The sequence below is a fragment of the Moraxella nasibovis genome, from assembly GCF_029581575.1.
Lineage (GTDB): Bacteria > Pseudomonadota > Gammaproteobacteria > Pseudomonadales > Moraxellaceae > Moraxella > Moraxella nasibovis.
Genome location: NZ_CP089975.1, coordinates 796,165 through 815,601 on the forward strand (window position 1 = coordinate 796,165; position 19,437 = coordinate 815,601).

Below are 19,437 nucleotides of genomic sequence, written 5' to 3' on the forward strand. Positions count from 1 at the left end.
AAGTATTTGCGACAAGCAAAACTTTTGGGTGTTGTCTATCAATCAAACTGCTTTTTACCATTTCTCACAAACGGCAATTTAAGTGCACGGACTTCCACTTCTTTACCACGCATAATTACCTTTGCACGCTCGCCTGTAAAGTCGGCTGGCACACGGGCAATGGCGATGGATTGATTTAGACTTGGGGAGAATACACCGCTTGTGGTAATACCATTGCCACTTTCGGTAACCACTTCCATACCTGCACGCATTACGCCTTTTTCTTCCAAAAGTAGTCCTACTTGTTTGGCTTTAACACCTGCCGACTTTAATGCCACAAGTGCCGATTTACCAATAAAATCACGGTTTTCATCTTTTAAATCCACCGTCCAGCCCATACCTGCTTCAAGTGGGCTGACATCGTCCGTCATATCGTTGCCGTATAGGTTCATACCTGCTTCCATTCTTAGGGTGTCTCTTGCCCCAAGTCCGCAAGGTTGGACACCTGCACGGGCTAAGTCATTGAAAAACTGTACCGCTTCTCCTGCTGGCATTACCACTTCCACGCCGTCTTCGCCTGTGTAGCCTGTACGAGCGACAAACCAATCGCCCCCTAAATCCACGCCCACAAACGGCTTCAACGCATTTACTTTTTCCGCCCATTCAGGTTTGACGGTCAAAAGTTTTTCAACCGCTTTTGGACCTTGTACGGCAAGCATCGCCAGTTCATAACGGGGTGTCAAAGTTACGCCAAACTCCGCCCCGACTTTGGCAAAATGAGCCGTGTCCTTTTCACGGGTTGCTCCGTTTGAGACGATACGATAAGCGGTCTCAGCTTCGTTCATACGATAGACGATAAGGTCGTCAATCACACCGCCATTGTCGTTTAGCATACCCGAATACAAGGCTTTGCCGACAAAGCTAAGTTTGGCAACATCGTTGGCGAGTAGTTTTTGAAAAAAGGCTTTTGCGTTGTCGCCTGTTACATCGGTAACGAGCATATGCGAGACATCAAACATACCAGCGTCTGTGCGGACGGCTTCGTGCTCTTTGATTTGTGAGCCGTAATTGACAGGGAGCTGCCAACCGCCAAAATCCACAAGTTTGCCATTGTGAGCGGTGTGAGCATCAAATAGGGGGGTGCGTTGTAGAGACATCTGGATTTTCCTTAAAAAGTGCTTATAAAACAATCGGTTAAATTGGTTTGTTGAAGTTATTTCATCAATGGTATGGTAGGGGCGAAATATTTTTCGCCCAATTATTATTTGCACAATGGGCGAATGTGATTCGTCCCTACGCCATCCAAATGGTTAATAAAATCAACATGTTAAGCACCCCATCTGTCCTGTTACCTGAGATTTTCGGTCGATTGACCTTTTCCCCTTCGGTGTTGCATTTTTCCTTGAAATTCAAGCGCTTGGCAGAATTTCTATGCACTCTCTCCAGATTTTTGATTAATTTCCAGTCCTTTTACCTGAGCGATTGTAGGGTAGGTTTGCGCCTTCGGTGTTTTTCATTTTGTCATTCACATCAATGGCGAAATGAAAAATCTCTCCTGAAAATTAAATTTTCCCCTATTATGAAAAATAATGCTACAATTTACAAGTAAAATTTTTAAATTTTGTCAATTAAATTGTATCATTAAGTTTTTTCAATCAATTTCAATCAAAAGCTGAGAGCAAAACCATGCACTGCGATGTCTATAAATTTGCCAAAAATGAAGACTGGTATGTCTATATCGCCCGCCCAAATTACCCCGATGACACCGATGAAATCCGTGACTGGCTTGGGGTTTTGCCAAGCGACATTCGCCAAAAATTAGGCTTGGGGACTTTTGTCATGCACCTAGATTTGAACGCTCGTGAAAAGTTGGCACGAGCCGACATTGATGATGTCAAGGCAAAGCTTGCCGAGCAAGGCTACTATGTGCAAGCGCCGCCTGCCGATATTTTGGCAGCGCAAGCGATGGCGAAGGCGAAAGCATTGCAGGATAAAAAGTACGATTAAAAGTACGATTGATGGCGGTTTTTGGCGGTTTTTGGCGGATGTCGTGATTGTCTTTTGTCTGTGCGGCTGTTTTGAGTGCGTTAATTTGCGTCAAAGACAAAAGCGACAATGCAAAATCAAAATGCAAAAATTGTGTAAATCATTGAAATCGTCGCTCATTTTATGACAAATTTGTGCTAAAATAGCGCAAAAGTTTAGCAAGTATGTATTATGGATTGGATTAAAAATCTACCGCTTGACAGCATCAGCGAAGGCTTGGCGGGGCTTATTGTATGGTGGTCAAAGCTTGTCTCTGGCGTGCCAGATGAGCAGCTGCCGCTTGTGGTTTATGTCATCGCGTCAGCATTAGTGCTGCTTTTGTGGGTGCCTGTCATGCGTATTTTGCCCCGAGCCATTCGTGGCATCAGCTGGGCGTTTTTGGCGGCCGCTTTGTTGGCACCGGGCAGTGCTGCTGGCGATTCAGGGGCGGTGGCGCCGGCGATTGTCGGAGTGTTTTACTCGCTGCTCATGAAAGATTTTGTGGACATGGTGTCGGATGCGCTGCCCATTTTGGCGACTTTTGCGGCATTTTTGGTGATTGGCGCCATTTGGCAAATGCTGCGTAGCGTCATGGAGGGTACGACCGCTAAGGCAGAGGAAGCTGCCCGCATTCAAGAAGAAAAGCGCCGTTTGGCAGAAGGTCATCTGGATTCAAAGGTGGATTTATAATCATCTTGATGGTTATTTTATGAGCCACCTGTCTTGCATCTGATGGCGTGCCGATGAGTGGCGGTTGATTTACTAATACCAAAGTTAAAGACCAAAGTTAAAAACATCAAAAATAAATAATTCAAGCCCTAAACACAAGCGTTTTTAGGGCTTGCTTTTTTTAAAAATTTGTGTATAATGGTCGCCTTGTGATTTTTAATACTTTTAAAAATTTACATCTCCTTGCTGTCATCGATGCGGTGATGGCTGTTTTAATCCGTAGGGAGTCCTTATGAGACATTATGAAGTGGTGCTACTGGTTCACCCAGATCAAAGCAACCAAGTTGCCGATATGGTAACTAAATACCGTTCTATCGTGGAAGAAAATGGCGGTGCAAACCATCGTCTAGAAGACTGGGGTCGCCGTCAATTGGCTTACCCAATCAACAAAATCCACAAAGCACACTATGTACTTTTGAACATCGAATGTAACGATGCGACCCTAGCTCAGCTAGAAGAGCTTTTCAAATACAACGATGCCATCATTCGTAGCCTAGTTATCCGCCGTGACAGCGCCATCACAGAACAATCGCCACTGGCGAAAGAAGCTGAAGATAAGCGTGCTCGTAAAGCAAACCGTCGTAACGATGTTCGCACTGCTGACAGTGAGAATGTTGCTGCAGACAGCGAATAATTATAAGGAGAAGCTAAATGGCTCGTTTCTATCGTCGTCGTAAATTCTGCCGTTTCACCGCTGAAGGCATCACCCACATCGATTATAAAGATGTAGAACTTCTAAAACAATACATCAGCGAAAATGGCAAAATCGTTCCTAGCCGTATCACTGGTACTTCTAACAAGTATCAGCGTCAGTTGGCTGTCGCCATCAAACAAGCTCGCTATTTGGCTCTATTGCCATATACCGACAACCACAAGTAATTAACGGAGAAAAATCATGCAAGTTATTCTATTACAGCGTGTCGTTAATCTTGGTAAACTTGGCGAGACAGTTGATGTAAAAGCAGGTTATGGTCGTAACTACCTAATCCCACAAGGCAAAGCACTGCCAGCAAACGAAGCGAACATCGCTAAGTTTGAAGCTCGCCGTGCTGAGTTAGAAGCTCAAGAAGCCAAAGAGCTACAAGAAGCTCAAAAGCGTGCTGACGCTCTGGCTGATGTGAATGTCATCATGCGTGCTAAATCTGGTGATGAAGGTAAGCTATTCGGCTCTATCGGTACTCGTGACATCGCTGACGCATTGACCAAATCTGGTCTTGAAGTTGATCGTGTGGAAGTGAAACTGCCTGAAGGTCCATTCCGTCAAGTGGGCGAGTACAAAGTGACTATCCAACTACACCACGACATCTCAGCAGAAATCTTGGTGACCATCCTATCTGAAGATGCACCAGTAGCTGACGAAGATGACGAATAATCTTTTTAAAAGCTTTTTTGAAGTTTTAAAAAAGTTTTAAAAGATTTGTTCAAAAACCCCAAATATTTTTTGGGGTTTTTTGTTTTTGTGCGGTGCGTATGATTTATGGACTGTCATTATGGTTTGGCTGCTCTGCCATGAAATCATCTGCCAAAGGTGTGCTGGCGCTGACTTGACTGGCATCATCAGCTTGTGTGTTGTCATTTGCTTGGTCTAAGTCATCAGAGCCATCTTTTGAAGCAGGATTTGGCGTGCCGATTTCTTTATGTAAGATTTTACGAAGCTGTAAGATGGTCTTTGGATTTTCATGGATGTTGTGCCTGCCAGTGATGATGGTTTCACTGTTTGCCCCTGCCAAATGAGAGCTTGAATAAGGCACGATGCCATCTGAGAGTCTGTCGGCGACGGTGTCTTTGGCATCGGTGGTGGCAAGCCCTTGATGATCACCCATGATGGTGTGATAGCGAATGCCGTCTTTGATGCGGATGTCGGCGGTGAGCTTGATGAAGGCGGAGCGGTCGGAGAGTTGGTCGGCGCCGTTTTGTAGGTAGAGTGAGCCTAAAAGATTGTTTTCGATATTATCCTTCTCACCAATGCTAGTGATGGTGTCGGTCATGCCCTTAGTGAAGTTTAGCGGCAGCTGTATCGCACGCCGAGCGGCACGGGTGAACCAGCGGTCGGCATAGTCGGTGCCACGAAATGGGGCGGAAATAAAGATGGCAGTGCCTACTTGTGGCAAAGGCTGTAATGAAAAGCGATCGCCAAGCTCTTGATGCTGAGTTTGGCTCAGTAGTTTTGTGATGCTTTTGCTGCGATTGGTGGGCGTGGGAAGATTTTCATGGCTGGCAGCGGCATCGATGGTGTCTTTGATGGCTTTGTCTTGGATGTGAGCGTCCATATTTTCCAGTGCATCAAGCCCCTTTGTCAAATCATCTTCTGAGACGAGCATTCTTGAGATGATGCCGCCCATGCTATGCCCGATTAAAATGGCATCGTGGCTGGATGGGTTGGCTTGGTGTGGGTCGGTGCTGACAAATGCTTGATTGATCAGCTTGTGGATTTGATAGCGATTTTCTAAAATGGGCAAGTTGGTGGCGTAAAACACCTGCCATACTTGGTAATTGTCCCTTAAAATGGGGTCGGCAAGCAGGTTGTTGGTCAGGTTTACCCAAGTGGCAGGGCTTGATGCCAAGCCATGAATCATGATGATGACTTTTTGTCGGGGGTTGTAGGGTGAGAGCATGAAAAGCTCTGGCAAAGTGGCATGGTCTTTTTTGGCGATCATATTAAGTAAGCTGACACGCTGCAAATGATTTTCAGACAGCCAAGTGGCGTAAGTGGATGAAAAGCTGGCGGATAAAGGGTAGCTTTTGCCTAAGATGGTGATGTCTTTGGTGGTGTAGGGGTTGTAAAAATGCACATCAAACTCATGTGTGGTCAGCACTTCTTGTAGGCTTTTGCCTTTGGGCTGTATGATGGCGGTCATGAGAAGATGCCCCATGGGGTGAATGCGATTTTGGACTTTGTCTTGCTGCTCTTTGGAGAAAAGAGCGGTGTGGCGGTCTTCCAGCGAGCTGACAAAGCCCACACCAAGCCCAGCACGACTGCTATTGACCTGCAAATCTGCGAGTCGATAATCATAGATGGAGATGAGATCGCTGATGGCATCTTTGCCACGCTCTTTAAGCGCCAAGATGTGCTGCTCATCGGATAGGTGCAAGTGGATGTGCTTTGCGTGATGGTGCTCTTGGCTTGTGATGGTACTGACTTTGGTTTGCCCTGAGCGTGCCGATGAAATCGTGTGATCGGTGATGGCGGCATTGGCGAAAGCGCCTTGATTTTGTTTGTAGATTTCTTGAATGAGGGCGTTGGTGGCGATGTGATAGAGGTCTTGGGCTCGGATGTCGTTGTCGGTGATGATGGCATGGCTTGTCTGCTCACCAGCCAAATCATCAAAAAATAAGTAGCCGTAGCTCAGTGCGATCGTCTGATACAGCGCCTCACGATAAGCCATTAGGCAGTCTTGATGAGCTTGTTTTTGCAAGGCTTGCGTGTTGGCATCAATAGGGGCGTTGGTGTAGTAGGTGTTGATCGGTGGTCTGTCAAGTTTGGGTTTGCACTGGGCTTGTTCGGATAAATGCAGTGCTTGGGCATAGTGCAGCTCCGCCATCAACACCAGTGCCTCTTTGGTGATTTTATCACCAAAAAACGCCGAACGCAGGTCGGTCAAACACCCCTCAAAATCCGCCATGCAGTCGTCTTGGGTCAGACCTGATGACAGCAGCACCGTCTTGGATAGGCTGCTTAGTCTTGGCGTGGTGATGATGCTGCTGCGTGTGGTCTCGATGATGCGTGCTTGCATTTGCTTGGGCGATAGGTATTTGGCGCAGCCTGAGACGAGTAGGGTGCTTAGGGCGATGGCAAGGGTTGATTTGAGTGTGCTGCGCTTGTTGGTGTGTGTCATCATGTTTAAAGTTGGCTTGGTGGATTTGGGTTTGGCTGATATTTCTTATTCATCCGTGATGCTTGGTGGGACATAAACCATTGATGCAGGCGATGCTCGCACATAGACTTCATGCGGCACAAAAAAATCTGCCTTTGCTATGATACACAAAGACAGAATTGGCTGCAAAGGGTTTTTTAATTTCCCCTAAGCATTTTTAAAACATCGATAATTCATCAACAATCAGCGCTGTACAGGCTTGATGTTTAAAGGTTTGCCGTCGTTTTGCCAGATGTAGTAGCCGCCTTCTTCAATGGTGCGAATCTGCTGGCTGATTTGGGCGTTGGTCGGGTCTTTGGTCAGCAGCTTTTTGAGGCGGTCAAGCGCAAGACCTTTATTGTCATTAAGTAGATCAGCCTGAGCGAGGCTTTGCTCAGCCTCAGTGTAGCCTAGCGAGGCGGCTTTATCTAGGTATTTTTTGCCTTCTGCAAAGCCGCCCGCCTCACTCATCATCATGCCAAGTAGGAAATTTGCCTCGGCGTGATTTGGCTCTAAGCGCAAGGCTTTTTGCATGTGCTTGGAGGCACGCACTGAGTAGTCTGTGCCGACATTTAGGTTGCGGGCGATGCCGTTGAGTTTGGCGGCACGCAGCACGATGTCAAATGACGCATCAGGCGCATCGGCATAAGGCTCGATCCAGTCTGATAGGTGCTTGACATTTTGCTTGGCAAGATATTCTGAGGTGGCATTTGGAAAGCTCGGTGGGTAGTGGCGAGCGTTTGGTGATACCACGGTGATGAATTCATCCATGAGCGTGGTGTCGATCAGTAGGCTGCCTGATTTGTTGGCGGTGGTGAGTACGGTCGGTACTTGCTCGATGTCGCTGACCTGAGAGCTTGGGGTGGGCAGACCTTTGATCGGGTTGGTCAAAAGATTGGCGGCATGCTCGCTGACGATGGTCGTTGTGATCTCGCCACGCATTGCAGGGCTTAGCGGCTTAGATGCGTCTGCGATCAAAAGTTCGACGCTGGGGGCGGTGCTGGTGTTTGCGTATGCGCTGCCAGTACCAAGAGTGGCAAGGCTAAGTGCCAAAGCGGTGAGTTTTTTCATGAAATTTTCCTTATGGTCATAAACCAAGCAAGCTAAAACAAACTTAACTAAAAATTTAAAAAAATTTAAAAGCCAAATCCGACAAGCGCAACCCAAAAAGGCTGACTGAGCGCCATCATGAATGGTGCGACTGTCTTTATTGTCTTTTAAGTCTTTTTTTTTGATTTTAAAATGATGACGATTTCATCATTTTAAATTTCTGTTAAATTTTTGAGCCAAGCAAGGGCAATTCAAATTTTGCCAATAATAACAGATTTACCTTAATCGGTTGATAAATTTTTTCAAGCATTTGGTCGCAAAACCTTGCTTGATTGTAACTTTCACGGCAAATGCCGAGCCAAATTGAACACTTGTGAGCCAAAGCTAGACAAGTGGCGTGTCATCTTTGCTTGGTGTCATGCTGTCTTTGTGGCGCATGAGTTTTTGGTACAAAAATACGCCAAACAGTACATTGATGACGCCACAAATTAAAAATAGCATAGGCAAGCTTAATTTGAGCACGGCTAAAATCACAATCGCAAAAATCGCCGAACCCACCATAAACAGGGCATTAAAAATATTATTTGCTCCCACGATGCGTGAGCGGTGGCTGATGGGTGCGTAGGCTTGCATGAAGGCATACATCGGCACGATATACACTCCGCCAGACAGTCCCAAAAAGAACAAATCAGCAAAAACTCGCCAAGTGCCGTCCATCGCCAAAAGTGCGCCAACGCTTAGCATCTGAGTGCTTGTGATGGTAATGCTTGACAATGAAAAATATAAATCAATCGCAAAAATACTAAGCCCTGCAATGCCAATGGGCAATAAGCGCAGGCTGACTTGGTTTTTGACCAAAGCCTTGCAAAGCAGCGAACCTAATGCCGTACCCACTGAAAATAAAGTCAAAAGAAAAATCACCACCGACTCATCGCCTTGCAAGATGACTTTGCTAAACTCTGGCGTCTGCGTCAAGAATGTCGCCCCATAAAACCAAAACCAGCTGTTGCCAATGATCACAAAAAACAGCAAAGGCAGGCGGTATAAATACTTGATGATGTCAAAGCTTGTGCTGATGATGTTCCAGTTGATTTTCAAATCTTTGGCGTGTGATGGCGTGCTTGGAATGAATCTGGCAGCGATGTAGCCTAAGATGGCAATGCTGATGGTGGCAACGATGAGCCAAAGCGTGGGGTCTTGAAGCTGTGTCAGCACACCCGCTGCCATCATGCCTGTTAAGATGGCAAGGCTGGTGCCTGTCTGAAACAGCCCATTGGCACCGACCAGCTCGTCTTTGTGCATCGCTTCTGGTAGGTAGGCGTATTTGACGGGTCCAAAAAAAGTGGACTGCGTACCCATCAAAAACAGCGCCACAAATAAAAGCCAGTACAGCTCAAACCAAAATCCCACCGCCGCTAGCATCATGATGATGATCTCTAAAAGCTTGATGCCTTGGGTGAGTGTGGATTTTTCGTATTTGTCGGCGATCTGCCCTGCCAAAGCAGAAAATAAAAAATAAGGCAGGATAAACAGCATTGCCGCCAGATTGTTCAGCGTGCTGATCGCCATGCCCATCTTGGCAGCTGCCACATAAGTCAAAATCAAAATAAGCGCTTGTTTGAAGACATTGTCATTAAACGCTCCCAAAAACTGGGTAAAAAACATGGCGCTAAAACGGCGATGCTTAAATAAAGAAAATTGCGATGCCATAGTCAAATCGATAATAAAATAATATAAATGATTGTTAATCTTAATTGATTTGTTATAATAGCAGGTATTTTGAATTTTTGTTTATTTTTTAGTCGTTTTTTGTAAGGTAGACTGGTTGATTTTTGTGGAATTTTCCATGAGTGGTTGAATTGATGATTTGGGTGGTGGTATGGCAGGATTCATAAAGGCAAGCGTGATGGATGCAGTGTGGCGCAAAAAGCGTTTTTCTAAGACGGCATTGTCTTTGGCGGTGGTGTGCGTGGCTCAGCAGCTTGGTCAGTCTGCGTGGGCGACAAGTGATGTCAGCTTGACTCAGCAAACCGCACAGCCAAAGCCTGCCAATACATCGCAAGTCAATGCACAAGCAACCCCAAGTGCGACTTTTTTGGATAAAAAAATCGCCGAATCAGCGCAAATCATCGCTGATGTGCCGATGTACACCCCAGCACAAATCGAATCTCGCCTACAAAACGCCGCCCAAGAAAACCCACTCATCATGAGTCGCACTGACGCAGCGCTCGTCTCTCGCATTGATGAAGTGCGTGCGCCCATTGGTTTGGATATTGATGCCGCCGCCAGCCTACCAACGCCCGATGACATCCAAATGGCGAATGCCACTCAAAAGGGTCAGGCAAGTCTCGATCCGACTGCGCACATCCCGCAGTACACCTATGTGCCACAAGAGATGGATGAACTTGTCGTGCAGACAGATGACATCAAGCAGCCAAACGCCGTCAAAAGACTGTACAATCGACTTTTTAATGACGGTGTGGAGACGGTGGTGCGTGTGGAGACAGCGTTTTATCATGGTGATGGCGCACCTGCCGATGCTGTCTTGGCAAATCAAGTCTCTGTGGATGGGCTTACCAAGATGAGCCGCAGTGAGCTAAAACAAGAGCCAATCGCCAACATCAAAGCCATGCTTGAAGACATGACCGCTCAGAGCGTGACCGATTTTAATAGTGCTTTGCCACGCCTGCGCCAAGCGGTCGATACAGCGGCACGAGCGGTGGGTTATTATGAGCTGGATTTTGGGCTAAGCTATGCAGGTGGTGGCAAAGTCAATGTCATCATCAATGACATCGGCGAGCCAGTACGCATCATCAATCAGGCATTGGAGGTGCGTGGTGAGGGCGAAAATAACCCAGCCTACCAAGCAGCGATTGCTCGGGCGAATTTGACGCCAGATGATGTGTTTCATCATGGTAATTATGAGGCTGCCAAGTCTGCCATTGTGGATGTCAGCGCTGAGGAAGGGTATTTTGATGGCAGGTGGCTAGACAACTCGGTGGATGTGATTTTACCTGACAATCTGGCGGATGTCAGCTTGGTCTATGACAGTGGCGAGCAGTATTCTTTTGATGATGTGGTGTTTTTCACGGTCGATCCAGAGACAGGGCAGCTCACCACTGATCCAGACAAGCTGCCTGTGAAGTCTGAGCTACTCAAAAAGCTGGTCACCTTTGACATGGGCGACGCCTACAACCGCACTGCCGTGCGCAATTTGAGTAGTAATCTGCTCGCCACTGGCTATTTTAATGCCGTGAACACAGAGACGGTGCTGCCTGAGGTGGCGGGCGCACAAGATGGCGTGGACTTTGAAAGCGGTGATGGTGCAGCAGAGGTCACTGAGACGGTGGATTTGGGCGAGGGCGCGGTCGCTGAGGTGGCACCGATTGAGTTTAGCGCTTCGCAGGTCGTTCAAGATAAGCTGTCGCTTGTCACCCAAAAAGCGGAGCGACTTTACAACATGCCAGAAGATCGCCTGCTGGTTACTGACACACGCAAGCAGTCTAGGAGTATTTTAGGGCGCATTTCAGATGCGGTGAGCAGTGTGGCTAAGATGATTTTGCCTGATGAGTCGGGTGATGAATTTCGTGCCGATGGCGATGGCGCACTGCCGACATTGGCAGGCCGCAAAAGCGCCCAAGAGGTGCATGCGGACAAGAAAGTGCCGCTGTATGTCTTTGTGATGTCCGACAAGCCAAGAGATGCGCAGATTGGTCTGGGCTGGGGGTCAGACAGCGGACCACGCCTTGTCACCAAGTTTGAGCATCACCTGATCAATAAAAGCGGCTATCAGGCAGGGGCAGACATGCGCTTATCTGGCGACAGAAAAGGCGTGAGTCTGTATGCCACCAAGCCGATGAGCCACCCTTTAAATGACAAGCTGCGTGCGTCTTTGAGCTATGATGAGGAGACCATCGGCAGCGGCGAGGGTACTTTTGATTTAAGCAGTCGCACCCTTCAACAAAGCCTAAGCCGAAACATCATCAACGACTCTGGCTGGAACCGAAGCTACTCGCTGCGCTACCGACTCGATGAGCTTGAAACAGGTGCGCCTGCTGAGTCTTGGGAAGATTTGCCAGTGCGTTTCATCGATGGTAAGCCAACTCAAGAGGCGCTGTTGGCAGGCTTTGCCATCAGTAAAACCGATGCCGACAACCCTGTCGATCCGATGCGTGGCTACCGCCAAAGCTACTCGCTAGAAGCAGGCGCAAAAGGTGTGGTCACGGACACCAACATGGCGATCGCCCGTGTCGGACTTGGCGGTGTGTACAGTTTTGGCGACAACGCCTACGGCAAAGACCGCGCGCATCAGCTGGTTGGTAGTGTCAATTTGGGCTATCTGTGGGCGGATGATTTTGATGCCGTGCCTTATAAACTGCGCTTTTTCGCTGGCGGCGACCAAAGCATTCGTGGCTACAATTACGAAAGTCTTTCGCCCATCTCGGACAAGGGCTATCTGACAGGTGGGCAGGCGCTGGCAGTGGCAAGCGCTGAGTACAACTATGAAGTGATGAATGGTCTGCGTTTGGCGGCATTTGCTGATGTGGGCAATGCGTATGACAAACACTTCAAAAATGACACCAAAATCGGCGCAGGCGTCGGCATTCGCTATTCATCACCTGTGGGGCAGGTGCGTGTCGATGTGGCGACTGGCGTCAAAGAGGACAAACATGCCATCAAACTGCACTTTTTCATTGGTACGCCATTTTAGTCATTTTAGGTTTAATAACCAAAACTAAGGCTTGTCAGACAAATTAAGCTTGATATTTGCCTTGATGATGGCATTTTAATGCATTTGGTAGCCCCGACTTTTAACGACTTTATTTTTAACGACTTTTATTATTGTCATATTCATCACATTCATAAACACCATCAATCCAGACATGAATGATCAAACCAATAAAACCAATCGTCCAAGCAGCCAAAATCACTCACAGGAAGTGAGTGTGTCGCTGCGCCATTTGGATCAGTCGCCAAAGACTGACCAAGATGCCAAGCCTAACACGGATGATGGCTCGCCCAATCAAACACCTAATCAAACGCCCAATCACTCGCCAAAAGGCAATCATCCTAAGTGGCTGGTGTATCTGCTGCGTGCGGTGATGGTGTTTTTGGTGGCGATGGCGCTCATGCTGGTGCTGCTGTTTTATGCGATGGGAACGCAAGGCGGCACGAAGTTTTTATTGGAGAAAATCGCCCTTGAAACAGGTACGAGCCTAAAATACGCAGAGGGCAATCTTCGAGATGGCGTGTGGGTGTCTGAGGTAAAAATCGCTCAGGGCGAGAATATTGAAATTCGCATTGACCGAGCCTATGTGCAGCTTGGCTGGCGAGCGGTGCTGGCACGCCAAGTGCATCTGGTGGACACGCAGATCAACCAAGTGGAGGTCATCAATAAAAAACCGCCCACAGGCGAGCCTTTTGATTATGCCACCATCGATTTGCCTGTAACGATCAAGCTTGAAAATACTCATGCTAAGCAGATCGTTTATCGTCAGGCGACCAAAGAGCCAGTCCATCTGCACGACATCCACATCAAAGATGGGCTGTGGTCAGGCACAAGCGTCACCCTAAACGGTGCAAATATCCGCTACAATGATGCTGTGACGGTCAGTAATATTGACGGCAGTATTGACTTGACGGGTGATTATCCACTAGATGTCAAGGCAGATGTGGCAGTGTCTGCCATCACAAAAGTGTATTTTGGGACGCTGCACACGCACGCCACAGGCACACTAAAACGCACGGTAGGCACGATTCGTAGCAAATATAACGACCACGACATCAAGGGAGAGTTTGTCGCACAAGGCTTAGATGACAATTCGCCATTTAGCGCACGGCTGGATTTTGATAAAGTAATCCTACCTTATGCTGCCGAGCAAAACATCACCCTAAGCGATGGCACCATCACCGCAGATGGCGTGGTGTCAAACATTGAGCTGCGCATCAACAGCGATTTGACCGCCAAAGACATTCCTTCTGGACGCTACCGTGGGCGTGGCGTGGTGCGTGATGGCGGCATGGACATTCCTTTTTTGCGTGCAGACACACCAAGTGGCACTTTGTTTGCTAGGGGTGAGATGTCTTGGGCGGACGAATTTGAGCTGCAAGCGACTCTAAGTGGCGATGGCTATCGGGTGCGTGAGGCGCTGCCGATAGAATATCGTGATTATGAGGCGTATTTACCGCAGACTTTGACGGGTGATTTGAGTGTTCATTACTATTATTTGGATGGCAATAACGACACTCGTTTTGAGTTTGATCTCAATCAAAAAGATGGTGAGATGATCAGCGCCACGCTTGCCCAGTCCCAAGATGACCCAGATGCCCCTTGGCGTATCGATGCCAGCTGGCGCAATCTGATTCGCACCAATGTGCCAAATCTGGACCGTATTCATTCTACACATGGCACAGCGAGCATTCGCCTTGAAGAGGGTCGTACTTATGTCGATGCACAAGGACACATCCAGTCTTTGTCTGCGGCACCTGCTGGCGACTATGTCATCAAGGCAAATATTGAAAAAGGCGAGCGCATTCATCTGACAGACTTTAAGTATGATGGCATGATGGGCGACTTGTCAGGCACAGGGCGCATTGACTTGGCGACCATGCAGCAGCCTTTGACTTGGCAATTTGATTTAACTACAAACAAACTTTACCCAAACGCTTATTTTGATGTGCCAAACAAAACGCCGTTTCAGACGGTGTCAGGGCGTATTTTGGCGACAGGCAGAATGCGCAGCGGCACAGATGATACAGATGTGCATGACATTGACATCAAAGATGCTGATCTAAACGCCACTTTGACGGCGGGACAAAGCGCCGCCATCAAGGGGCTTGGGCGTGCCAGTGTGCGCCTGCATTCGGGCAATGTGCGCCATTTTGATGCATCATTTGACGGTAGGGCGACGCAGTCTTTTGCACCTGATGTGGGCGAGGTGCTGCTTGGTGTTGATGTGTCTGGCGACATGAATGCCATCAATATCCAAAGACTCACCGCAGACACCGACTCCGGCAAGCTGAATGCGACAGGCAAGCTTGATCTGAGCGATGGCGTTGCTTGGGACATCAAGGCAAGGCTTGATGAAGTTGATACCAAACAATTTGCCGCAGACAACGCCAATCTCATCGCTGTGATTACAGGTGATTTGACGACAAGTGGGCGCTATCGCAACGACACGCTGTCTGATGTGACGGCGGTGTTTGATGGCCGTGTGGCGCATGATAAGCTGCCAGAGGGGCATCTGGCGCTGGATGTCAAAGGCAGTGGTCAAAAATATCACATCAATCATCTGAATTATCAAGGTGCGGCAGGCAAGCTTCACGCCCAAGGCTTTGTGGCGCTTTCTGATGGTGTGGCATGGGATATGGCGGCGGACATGAGTGGCTTTAATGTCGGTGCGTTCATCGATGATGTGCCTAGCGACTTGACGGGCGATGTCAAGGTGCGGGGTCATTGGCAAAAAAATACTCAGCTTGTCACGGTTGACCGCCTAAATCTGCACGGCACGCTGCGCAATCAGCCCTTTGATGCCAAAGGGTCTTTGGTGGCGGATTTGGCGCTGCCTGATGATTTGAGTGCTTATTTTGCACAGCTAAAAACGCACACACCAAGCAATGTCGATGAGCTTTTGGCTTTGCGTGGGCAGATTGATGCGAGCGCTCGCCGCACCCAAAACATCATCAGACGGCTTGATGCTGACAACCTGACCCTAAGACTGGGTGACAATCATCTGCGCATTGATGGCGACAAATCGGAGCTTACCGCCAGTGTCATGGTTACAGATTTAAGTCAGATCATGCCAAGTGCGACTGGCGCCATCAAAGGCGGCGTGATTTTAATGGATGATGGCAATTCACTACCGACCTTGTACATTGACATGGCGGCAGGCGGTGTACGCACGGCAAATATGGTGGCGCAAGAGGCTCGCATCTTGGGTAAGATTGTCAATCTGGGCAATGCTGAGAGTCAAATGCTCATCGATGTCAAAGACATCATCGCCATGGGGCGGGTGGTGAAGGCGGCGAGGCTTGATTTTCAAGGAACAGAACAAAAGCACACGCTGGCTTTAAGCAGCGAATCCACCGAAAATCAGGTCAATGCGAAGGTTGAGGGCAGTCTGGATCGAGCGTCTGGGCGTTATCGTGGGGTGCTAAGTGATGCGGCACTTCGCTCGAAATTTGGGCTGTTGACCCAGGCGCAGCCGACCGAATTTAGCTATGGTCTGAATGATGGCGCTGTGGCGGTGGCGGCGCACTGCTGGCAAAGCACCAGCGCCAATCAGACCGATGCAGGTACCATCTGCCTGCAAGACACCTTGCGCTATGCCCAAAACTTAGGTCATGTCAATCTGGTGGTGCAAAATCTAGATACCGCAGTGTTTACGGCGGTATTGCCAAAAGACATTCGCTGGCAGTCCACCCTAAACGGACACATCAAAGCCGCTTGGCAACAAAGCCAAAAGCCCACCATCAATGCAGTCTTGTATTCTGATAATGGTCGGATCGGTCTGGATCAAAATGGCGCATATGTACAAATGCCTTATGAGCGTGTCTCTGTCATCGCCCAAAGCGTCAGTAGTGGCTTAAAGCTGCGTGCTGATGTCGCAGGCTCGGTGGCTCGTGGTCATGCCGATGTGGTGTTAGATCCGTATGGCGAGGGTAAACCGATTGATGGCACTTTGCAGATTGATGACATCAATTTGGCGGTCATTCGACCATTTTTGTCCAATTTTCAGACCTTGGCGGGCAATGCAAAAGTGGCAGGGCGTGTGGGCGGCACCTTGCAGCGACCATTGTTTTATGGCGATGCCAGTTTGAATAATGGGGCGCTTGCACTTGTGGGTGTGCCTTTGAATCTAAATAACATCAACGCCGACATCACGGTTGATGGTACCAATGCCAAGCTTGATGGTGAATTCATGGCAGGGGCTGGGGCAGGCGAGATTGGCGGTGAATTTGACTGGTCGCAAGCACTGTGGGCGCGCCTACGCTTGTCGGGTGAAAATCTTGACATCAGTCATCCGCCGATGTTGGTGGCGCAAATGACGCCTGACATTGAGGTGCTTGTCAAGCCTTTTGAACAATATGTGGACATTCAAGGTGTGGTGTCTGTGCCAAGCGCCACCATTCGTCCGCCAGAATCCACCGCCAACATCACCACCGAGTCGCCTGATGTGACCGTGCTTGATCGCCGAGCCATTGGCAACATCGATCAAGTGCTTAGAGTGGTGCAGCCTTGGAGTATCAATGCCAGCATCGGTCTGGACTTGGGCGATGAGGTGATGTTCCGTGGGCTTGGGGCGGAGCTGCCCTTGGCTGGGGCGCTGCATTTGACGCAGCAAGGTCAAGGCAGTATGCGAGCAAAAGGTGTGATTCAGGTCGCTGAGCGTACGACGGTTGATGGCATCGGGCAGAATTTAGAGCTAAACTATGCACAAATTCGCTTTAATGGCGACCTGTTAAACCCCCGCCTATCCATCGAAGGCGAAAAGCAAATCGAAGGTCGTACGGTGGGTGTGCGTGTCAAAGGCACGGTAAACAATCCTGAGATCACCGTCTTTAATGATGCAGGTCTCACCGAACAACAAGCGATGAATGCACTTGTCACAGGGCGCATCAGTGAGGCGGCAGACAGTCAGATCTCTGAGCAGGGTTTCCGTTCGCAAGTGACCAACAATCTGGCGGCGGCAGGTCTAAACTTGGGCTTTGCAGGCACTCGCAACATCACCAATCAGATCGGCGAGGCATTTGGTCTTGAAAGTCTTACCATCGACGCTTCGGGCAATTCGGACGACACCAGTGTGAGCGTGACAGGCTACATCAGCCCAGATTTATACATTCGCTATGGCGTGGGGCTGTTCAATGCCGAATCCACGCTCTCCATGCGCTATCAGCTGACCCGCCGCATTTATGTGGAGGCGGCACGAGCCACAGAAAATACGGTGGACATGATTTATCGCTGGAAGTTTTAATGCTTTTTTGACAATTCATTCGGCTTATTTAAGTCTTATTTTGGCAATAAAAAAACCATCAACACTAAGCGTGCTGATGGTGTGGAGAAAGTCTTTGGTGATGTCTATGAGCAAGATGACAGGCGAGATTGGGTGGTAGAAACCTAAAACGGTGTGTCAAGCAGGCGGTATGTAAATATGCGCCTTACTTGTTGGCGTTGCCACCTAGATTGTGCCAGCTGGATTTGTCATTTGATTTTGCTCATCGTCATCTGGTGTTTGGACTTGTTTCTTATTTGGTCAAAATCAATCTGTTGTTGCGAGTCAGACGCAAGCGGTACTCTTCGCCCTGATGTTCGATGCGCACTTCCTTGGTGAGGGCGAACAGGTTTTGCGAATGCAAGGTGGGCAGGCGAGTGGCTTCACGGTTGCTAAAATAGCGAGCGATTGTCATAGTCATGGCGATTTTCCTTTTGGTTGGTGGGTTGCGGGTGTTTTCCCGAGCCACTTTTGGCTTAAACTTTGAACAAAAACGCTTGATTGACTCATGTCAATTTCCAAAGCGTAAAATGATAATTCATCTAAATTTGCTTTAAGATTTCATTTGTCATTTATTATTAAATAACAATAATTATCATTTGTTGTTATCATAGCAAATTTTTCAAAGATTGCAAATATAAATGACAAAATTTGAGAATTTTTATCAATTTTCTGATAAAAGGTATAAAAACAATGACAAACGGTAATGTTAATGATGAATTGCAGGGCTGTCTGACGGCTCGTGGCGTGCCAACTGTGCCTGCCAAAGTCGTGCAAGTGGCGGTCGCTGTCATCAAATATGAGCAGGCAGGCGTGGCAAAATACCTGCTTGCCACTCGTCATGCCCATCAACATCAGGGCGGTAAATTGGAATTTGTCGGTGGTAAGATTGATCCAAATGAATCTGCCAAAACCGCACTCATTCGTGAAGTGTCTGAGGAGCTGGGGCTAGATATTTGTCAAAATCTTATTACCAAAATGGGCAAGATTCATCATGATTATGCGGACAAATCGGTGTGTCTGCACATTTATCAGGTGCTACTAAATGATGTGCAATACCTTGATTTTAAAGATAAAACAGTCGGTCTGGACGGTCAGGCGATTGGCTTTTATGATTTGGCGTTTATTTTGTCGCACAAAGCGTGTTTTCCGTCGGCGAATGCACCGATTTTAACTTGGCTGACTTTGCCAAAGCAGTTGGTTATTAGCCATGAATTGGCGTTTTTTAATGAACAAACCGACTGGTTGGATTGTTATAAAAAATTACCCGCAGGCAGTACGCTACTCATCCGTACCTTGGCAGATACCAAGACCAATGCTGAGCTGATGGAACAGTTGTCCGATGGGGGTGATGTGCAGTTTGTGGTGTCTTGTCAGGATGCGGTGGTGTGGTTGGAGTCGGTGCTGGCGGTGCGACTGACTCAAAATGAGCTGATGGCATTGGATTTGGCGAAGTTGACGCTACCAAGTTATCCTGTCATCGTCAGCTGTCATGACGAGGCGAGCATTTTCAAGGCGAATGAATTGGCGAAAATGCACCCTGTCATGGCGATTTTGTTGTCGCCTGTACTGCCGACGCTGACGCACCCTGAAGCACCCAGTCTGGGCTGGGAAGAGTTTGCCAGACTGTCCAAGCTGTCTTTTGTGCCAGTGGTGGCTTTGGGTGGGGTAAATGCGGCAGATTTGCCAAAGGCATTGGCACACGGTGCGGTGGCGGTGGCAGGCATTCGTGGATTTATTTAAAAAATAACCCCATTTCAAAAATAAATAATTATAGACAGAAAGGTTATTTTATTTTAAAATCGCAT

General features: G+C 48.2%; 13 protein-coding genes and 1 riboswitch. Of the genes, 8 read left to right on the forward strand and 5 right to left on the reverse strand.

Translation table 11 applies throughout. From position 1 onward, the window contains the following. Nucleotides 1–38: 38 nt before the first annotated feature. Nucleotides 39–1,136 carry a glycine cleavage system aminomethyltransferase GcvT gene (gene gcvT / locus LU290_RS03790; protein ID WP_277809227.1) on the reverse strand — a complete coding sequence of 366 codons (1,098 nt, stop codon included), beginning with the start codon at nt 1,134–1,136 and terminating at the stop codon, nt 39–41. A gap of 295 nt (nt 1,137–1,431) precedes the next feature. Further along, nucleotides 1,432–1,547, reverse strand: a riboswitch (glycine riboswitch). A gap of 118 nt (nt 1,548–1,665) precedes the next feature. Between gcvT and LU290_RS03795 the strand changes: the two genes are divergently transcribed. The 5 genes from LU290_RS03795 (at nt 1,666) to rplI (ending at nt 4,105) form a co-directional block, all read left to right on the forward strand. Next, the gene (locus LU290_RS03795) at nt 1,666–1,986 is read left to right on the forward strand and encodes a YcgL domain-containing protein (RefSeq protein WP_277809228.1); all 321 of its coding nucleotides are present in this window, start codon (nt 1,666–1,668) and stop codon (nt 1,984–1,986) included. 210 nt (nt 1,987–2,196) lie between these two features. Beyond that, the gene (locus LU290_RS03800) at nt 2,197–2,694 is read left to right on the forward strand and encodes a hypothetical protein (RefSeq protein WP_277809229.1); all 498 of its coding nucleotides are present in this window, start codon (nt 2,197–2,199) and stop codon (nt 2,692–2,694) included. Between the two features lie 271 nt (nt 2,695–2,965). Beyond that, complete coding sequence (gene rpsF / locus LU290_RS03805; protein WP_277809230.1) at nt 2,966–3,367, forward strand: 30S ribosomal protein S6; 402 nt, start codon at nt 2,966–2,968, stop codon at nt 3,365–3,367. 17 nt (nt 3,368–3,384) lie between these two features. Continuing rightward, nucleotides 3,385–3,612: a 30S ribosomal protein S18 gene (rpsR, locus tag LU290_RS03810; RefSeq protein WP_049235696.1), complete on the forward strand. Its 228-nt coding sequence runs from the start codon at nt 3,385–3,387 to the stop codon at nt 3,610–3,612. A gap of 16 nt (nt 3,613–3,628) precedes the next feature. After that, nucleotides 3,629–4,105 (forward strand): 50S ribosomal protein L9, encoded by a 477-nt coding sequence (rplI, locus tag LU290_RS03815; RefSeq protein ID WP_277809231.1) that lies wholly within the window; start codon nt 3,629–3,631, stop codon nt 4,103–4,105. 103 nt (nt 4,106–4,208) lie between these two features. Here the strand turns inward: rplI and LU290_RS03820 are convergent, their stop codons facing one another. From LU290_RS03820 to LU290_RS03830, 3 genes are all read right to left on the reverse strand, one after another. After that, nucleotides 4,209–6,572: an esterase/lipase family protein gene (locus tag LU290_RS03820; protein WP_277809232.1), complete on the reverse strand. Its 2,364-nt coding sequence runs from the start codon at nt 6,570–6,572 to the stop codon at nt 4,209–4,211. A gap of 219 nt (nt 6,573–6,791) precedes the next feature. Next, nucleotides 6,792–7,658, reverse strand: a complete 867-nt coding sequence (locus LU290_RS03825; protein ID WP_277809233.1) for a tetratricopeptide repeat protein — start codon at nt 7,656–7,658, stop codon at nt 6,792–6,794. 363 nt (nt 7,659–8,021) lie between these two features. Then, nucleotides 8,022–9,347, reverse strand: a complete 1,326-nt coding sequence (locus LU290_RS03830) for an MFS transporter (protein ID WP_277809234.1) — start codon at nt 9,345–9,347, stop codon at nt 8,022–8,024. Nucleotides 9,348–9,543: 196 nt separating this feature from the next. Between LU290_RS03830 and LU290_RS03835 the strand changes: the two genes are divergently transcribed. After that, complete coding sequence (locus LU290_RS03835; RefSeq protein WP_277809235.1) at nt 9,544–12,348, forward strand: autotransporter assembly complex protein TamA; 2,805 nt, start codon at nt 9,544–9,546, stop codon at nt 12,346–12,348. 172 nt (nt 12,349–12,520) lie between these two features. Next, nucleotides 12,521–17,611 (forward strand): translocation/assembly module TamB domain-containing protein, encoded by a 5,091-nt coding sequence (locus LU290_RS03840; RefSeq protein ID WP_277809236.1) that lies wholly within the window; start codon nt 12,521–12,523, stop codon nt 17,609–17,611. A gap of 271 nt (nt 17,612–17,882) precedes the next feature. On the opposite strand, the gene hemP is transcribed toward LU290_RS03840, so the two are convergent. Then, the gene (gene hemP, locus LU290_RS03845; protein ID WP_089540655.1) at nt 17,883–18,050 is read right to left on the reverse strand and encodes a hemin uptake protein HemP; all 168 of its coding nucleotides are present in this window, start codon (nt 18,048–18,050) and stop codon (nt 17,883–17,885) included. A 272-nt stretch (nt 18,051–18,322) separates the two neighbouring features. Here hemP and LU290_RS03850 point away from each other — a divergent pair, with 272 nt between their 5' ends. Beyond that, a complete protein-coding gene (locus LU290_RS03850) occupies nt 18,323–19,372 on the forward strand; it encodes a thiamine phosphate synthase (RefSeq protein WP_277809237.1) in 1,050 nt (349 codons plus the stop codon). The last annotated feature ends 65 nt before the right edge of the window (nt 19,373–19,437 follow it).

Excerpts from the sequence above, each read along its gene's own strand:
- LU290_RS03840 (WP_277809236.1), top strand. The coding sequence starts at position 12,521 with ATGAATGATCAAACCAATAAAACCAATCGTCCAAGCAGCCAAAATCAC.
- rpsR (WP_049235696.1), top strand. The coding sequence starts at position 3,385 with ATGGCTCGTTTCTATCGTCGTCGTAAATTCTGCCGTTTCACCGCTGAA.
- hemP (WP_089540655.1), bottom strand. The coding sequence starts at position 18,050 with ATGACTATGACAATCGCTCGCTATTTTAGCAACCGTGAAGCCACTCGC.
- rplI (WP_277809231.1), top strand. The coding sequence starts at position 3,629 with ATGCAAGTTATTCTATTACAGCGTGTCGTTAATCTTGGTAAACTTGGC.
- LU290_RS03795 (WP_277809228.1), top strand. The coding sequence starts at position 1,666 with ATGCACTGCGATGTCTATAAATTTGCCAAAAATGAAGACTGGTATGTC.
- LU290_RS03825 (WP_277809233.1), bottom strand. The coding sequence starts at position 7,658 with ATGAAAAAACTCACCGCTTTGGCACTTAGCCTTGCCACTCTTGGTACT.
- rpsF (WP_277809230.1), top strand. The coding sequence starts at position 2,966 with ATGAGACATTATGAAGTGGTGCTACTGGTTCACCCAGATCAAAGCAAC.
- LU290_RS03820 (WP_277809232.1), bottom strand. The coding sequence starts at position 6,572 with ATGATGACACACACCAACAAGCGCAGCACACTCAAATCAACCCTTGCC.
- LU290_RS03800 (WP_277809229.1), top strand. The coding sequence starts at position 2,197 with ATGGATTGGATTAAAAATCTACCGCTTGACAGCATCAGCGAAGGCTTG.
- LU290_RS03850 (WP_277809237.1), top strand. The coding sequence starts at position 18,323 with ATGACAAACGGTAATGTTAATGATGAATTGCAGGGCTGTCTGACGGCT.
- gcvT (WP_277809227.1), bottom strand. The coding sequence starts at position 1,136 with ATGTCTCTACAACGCACCCCCCTATTTGATGCTCACACCGCTCACAAT.
- LU290_RS03830 (WP_277809234.1), bottom strand. The coding sequence starts at position 9,347 with ATGGCATCGCAATTTTCTTTATTTAAGCATCGCCGTTTTAGCGCCATG.
- LU290_RS03835 (WP_277809235.1), top strand. The coding sequence starts at position 9,544 with ATGGATGCAGTGTGGCGCAAAAAGCGTTTTTCTAAGACGGCATTGTCT.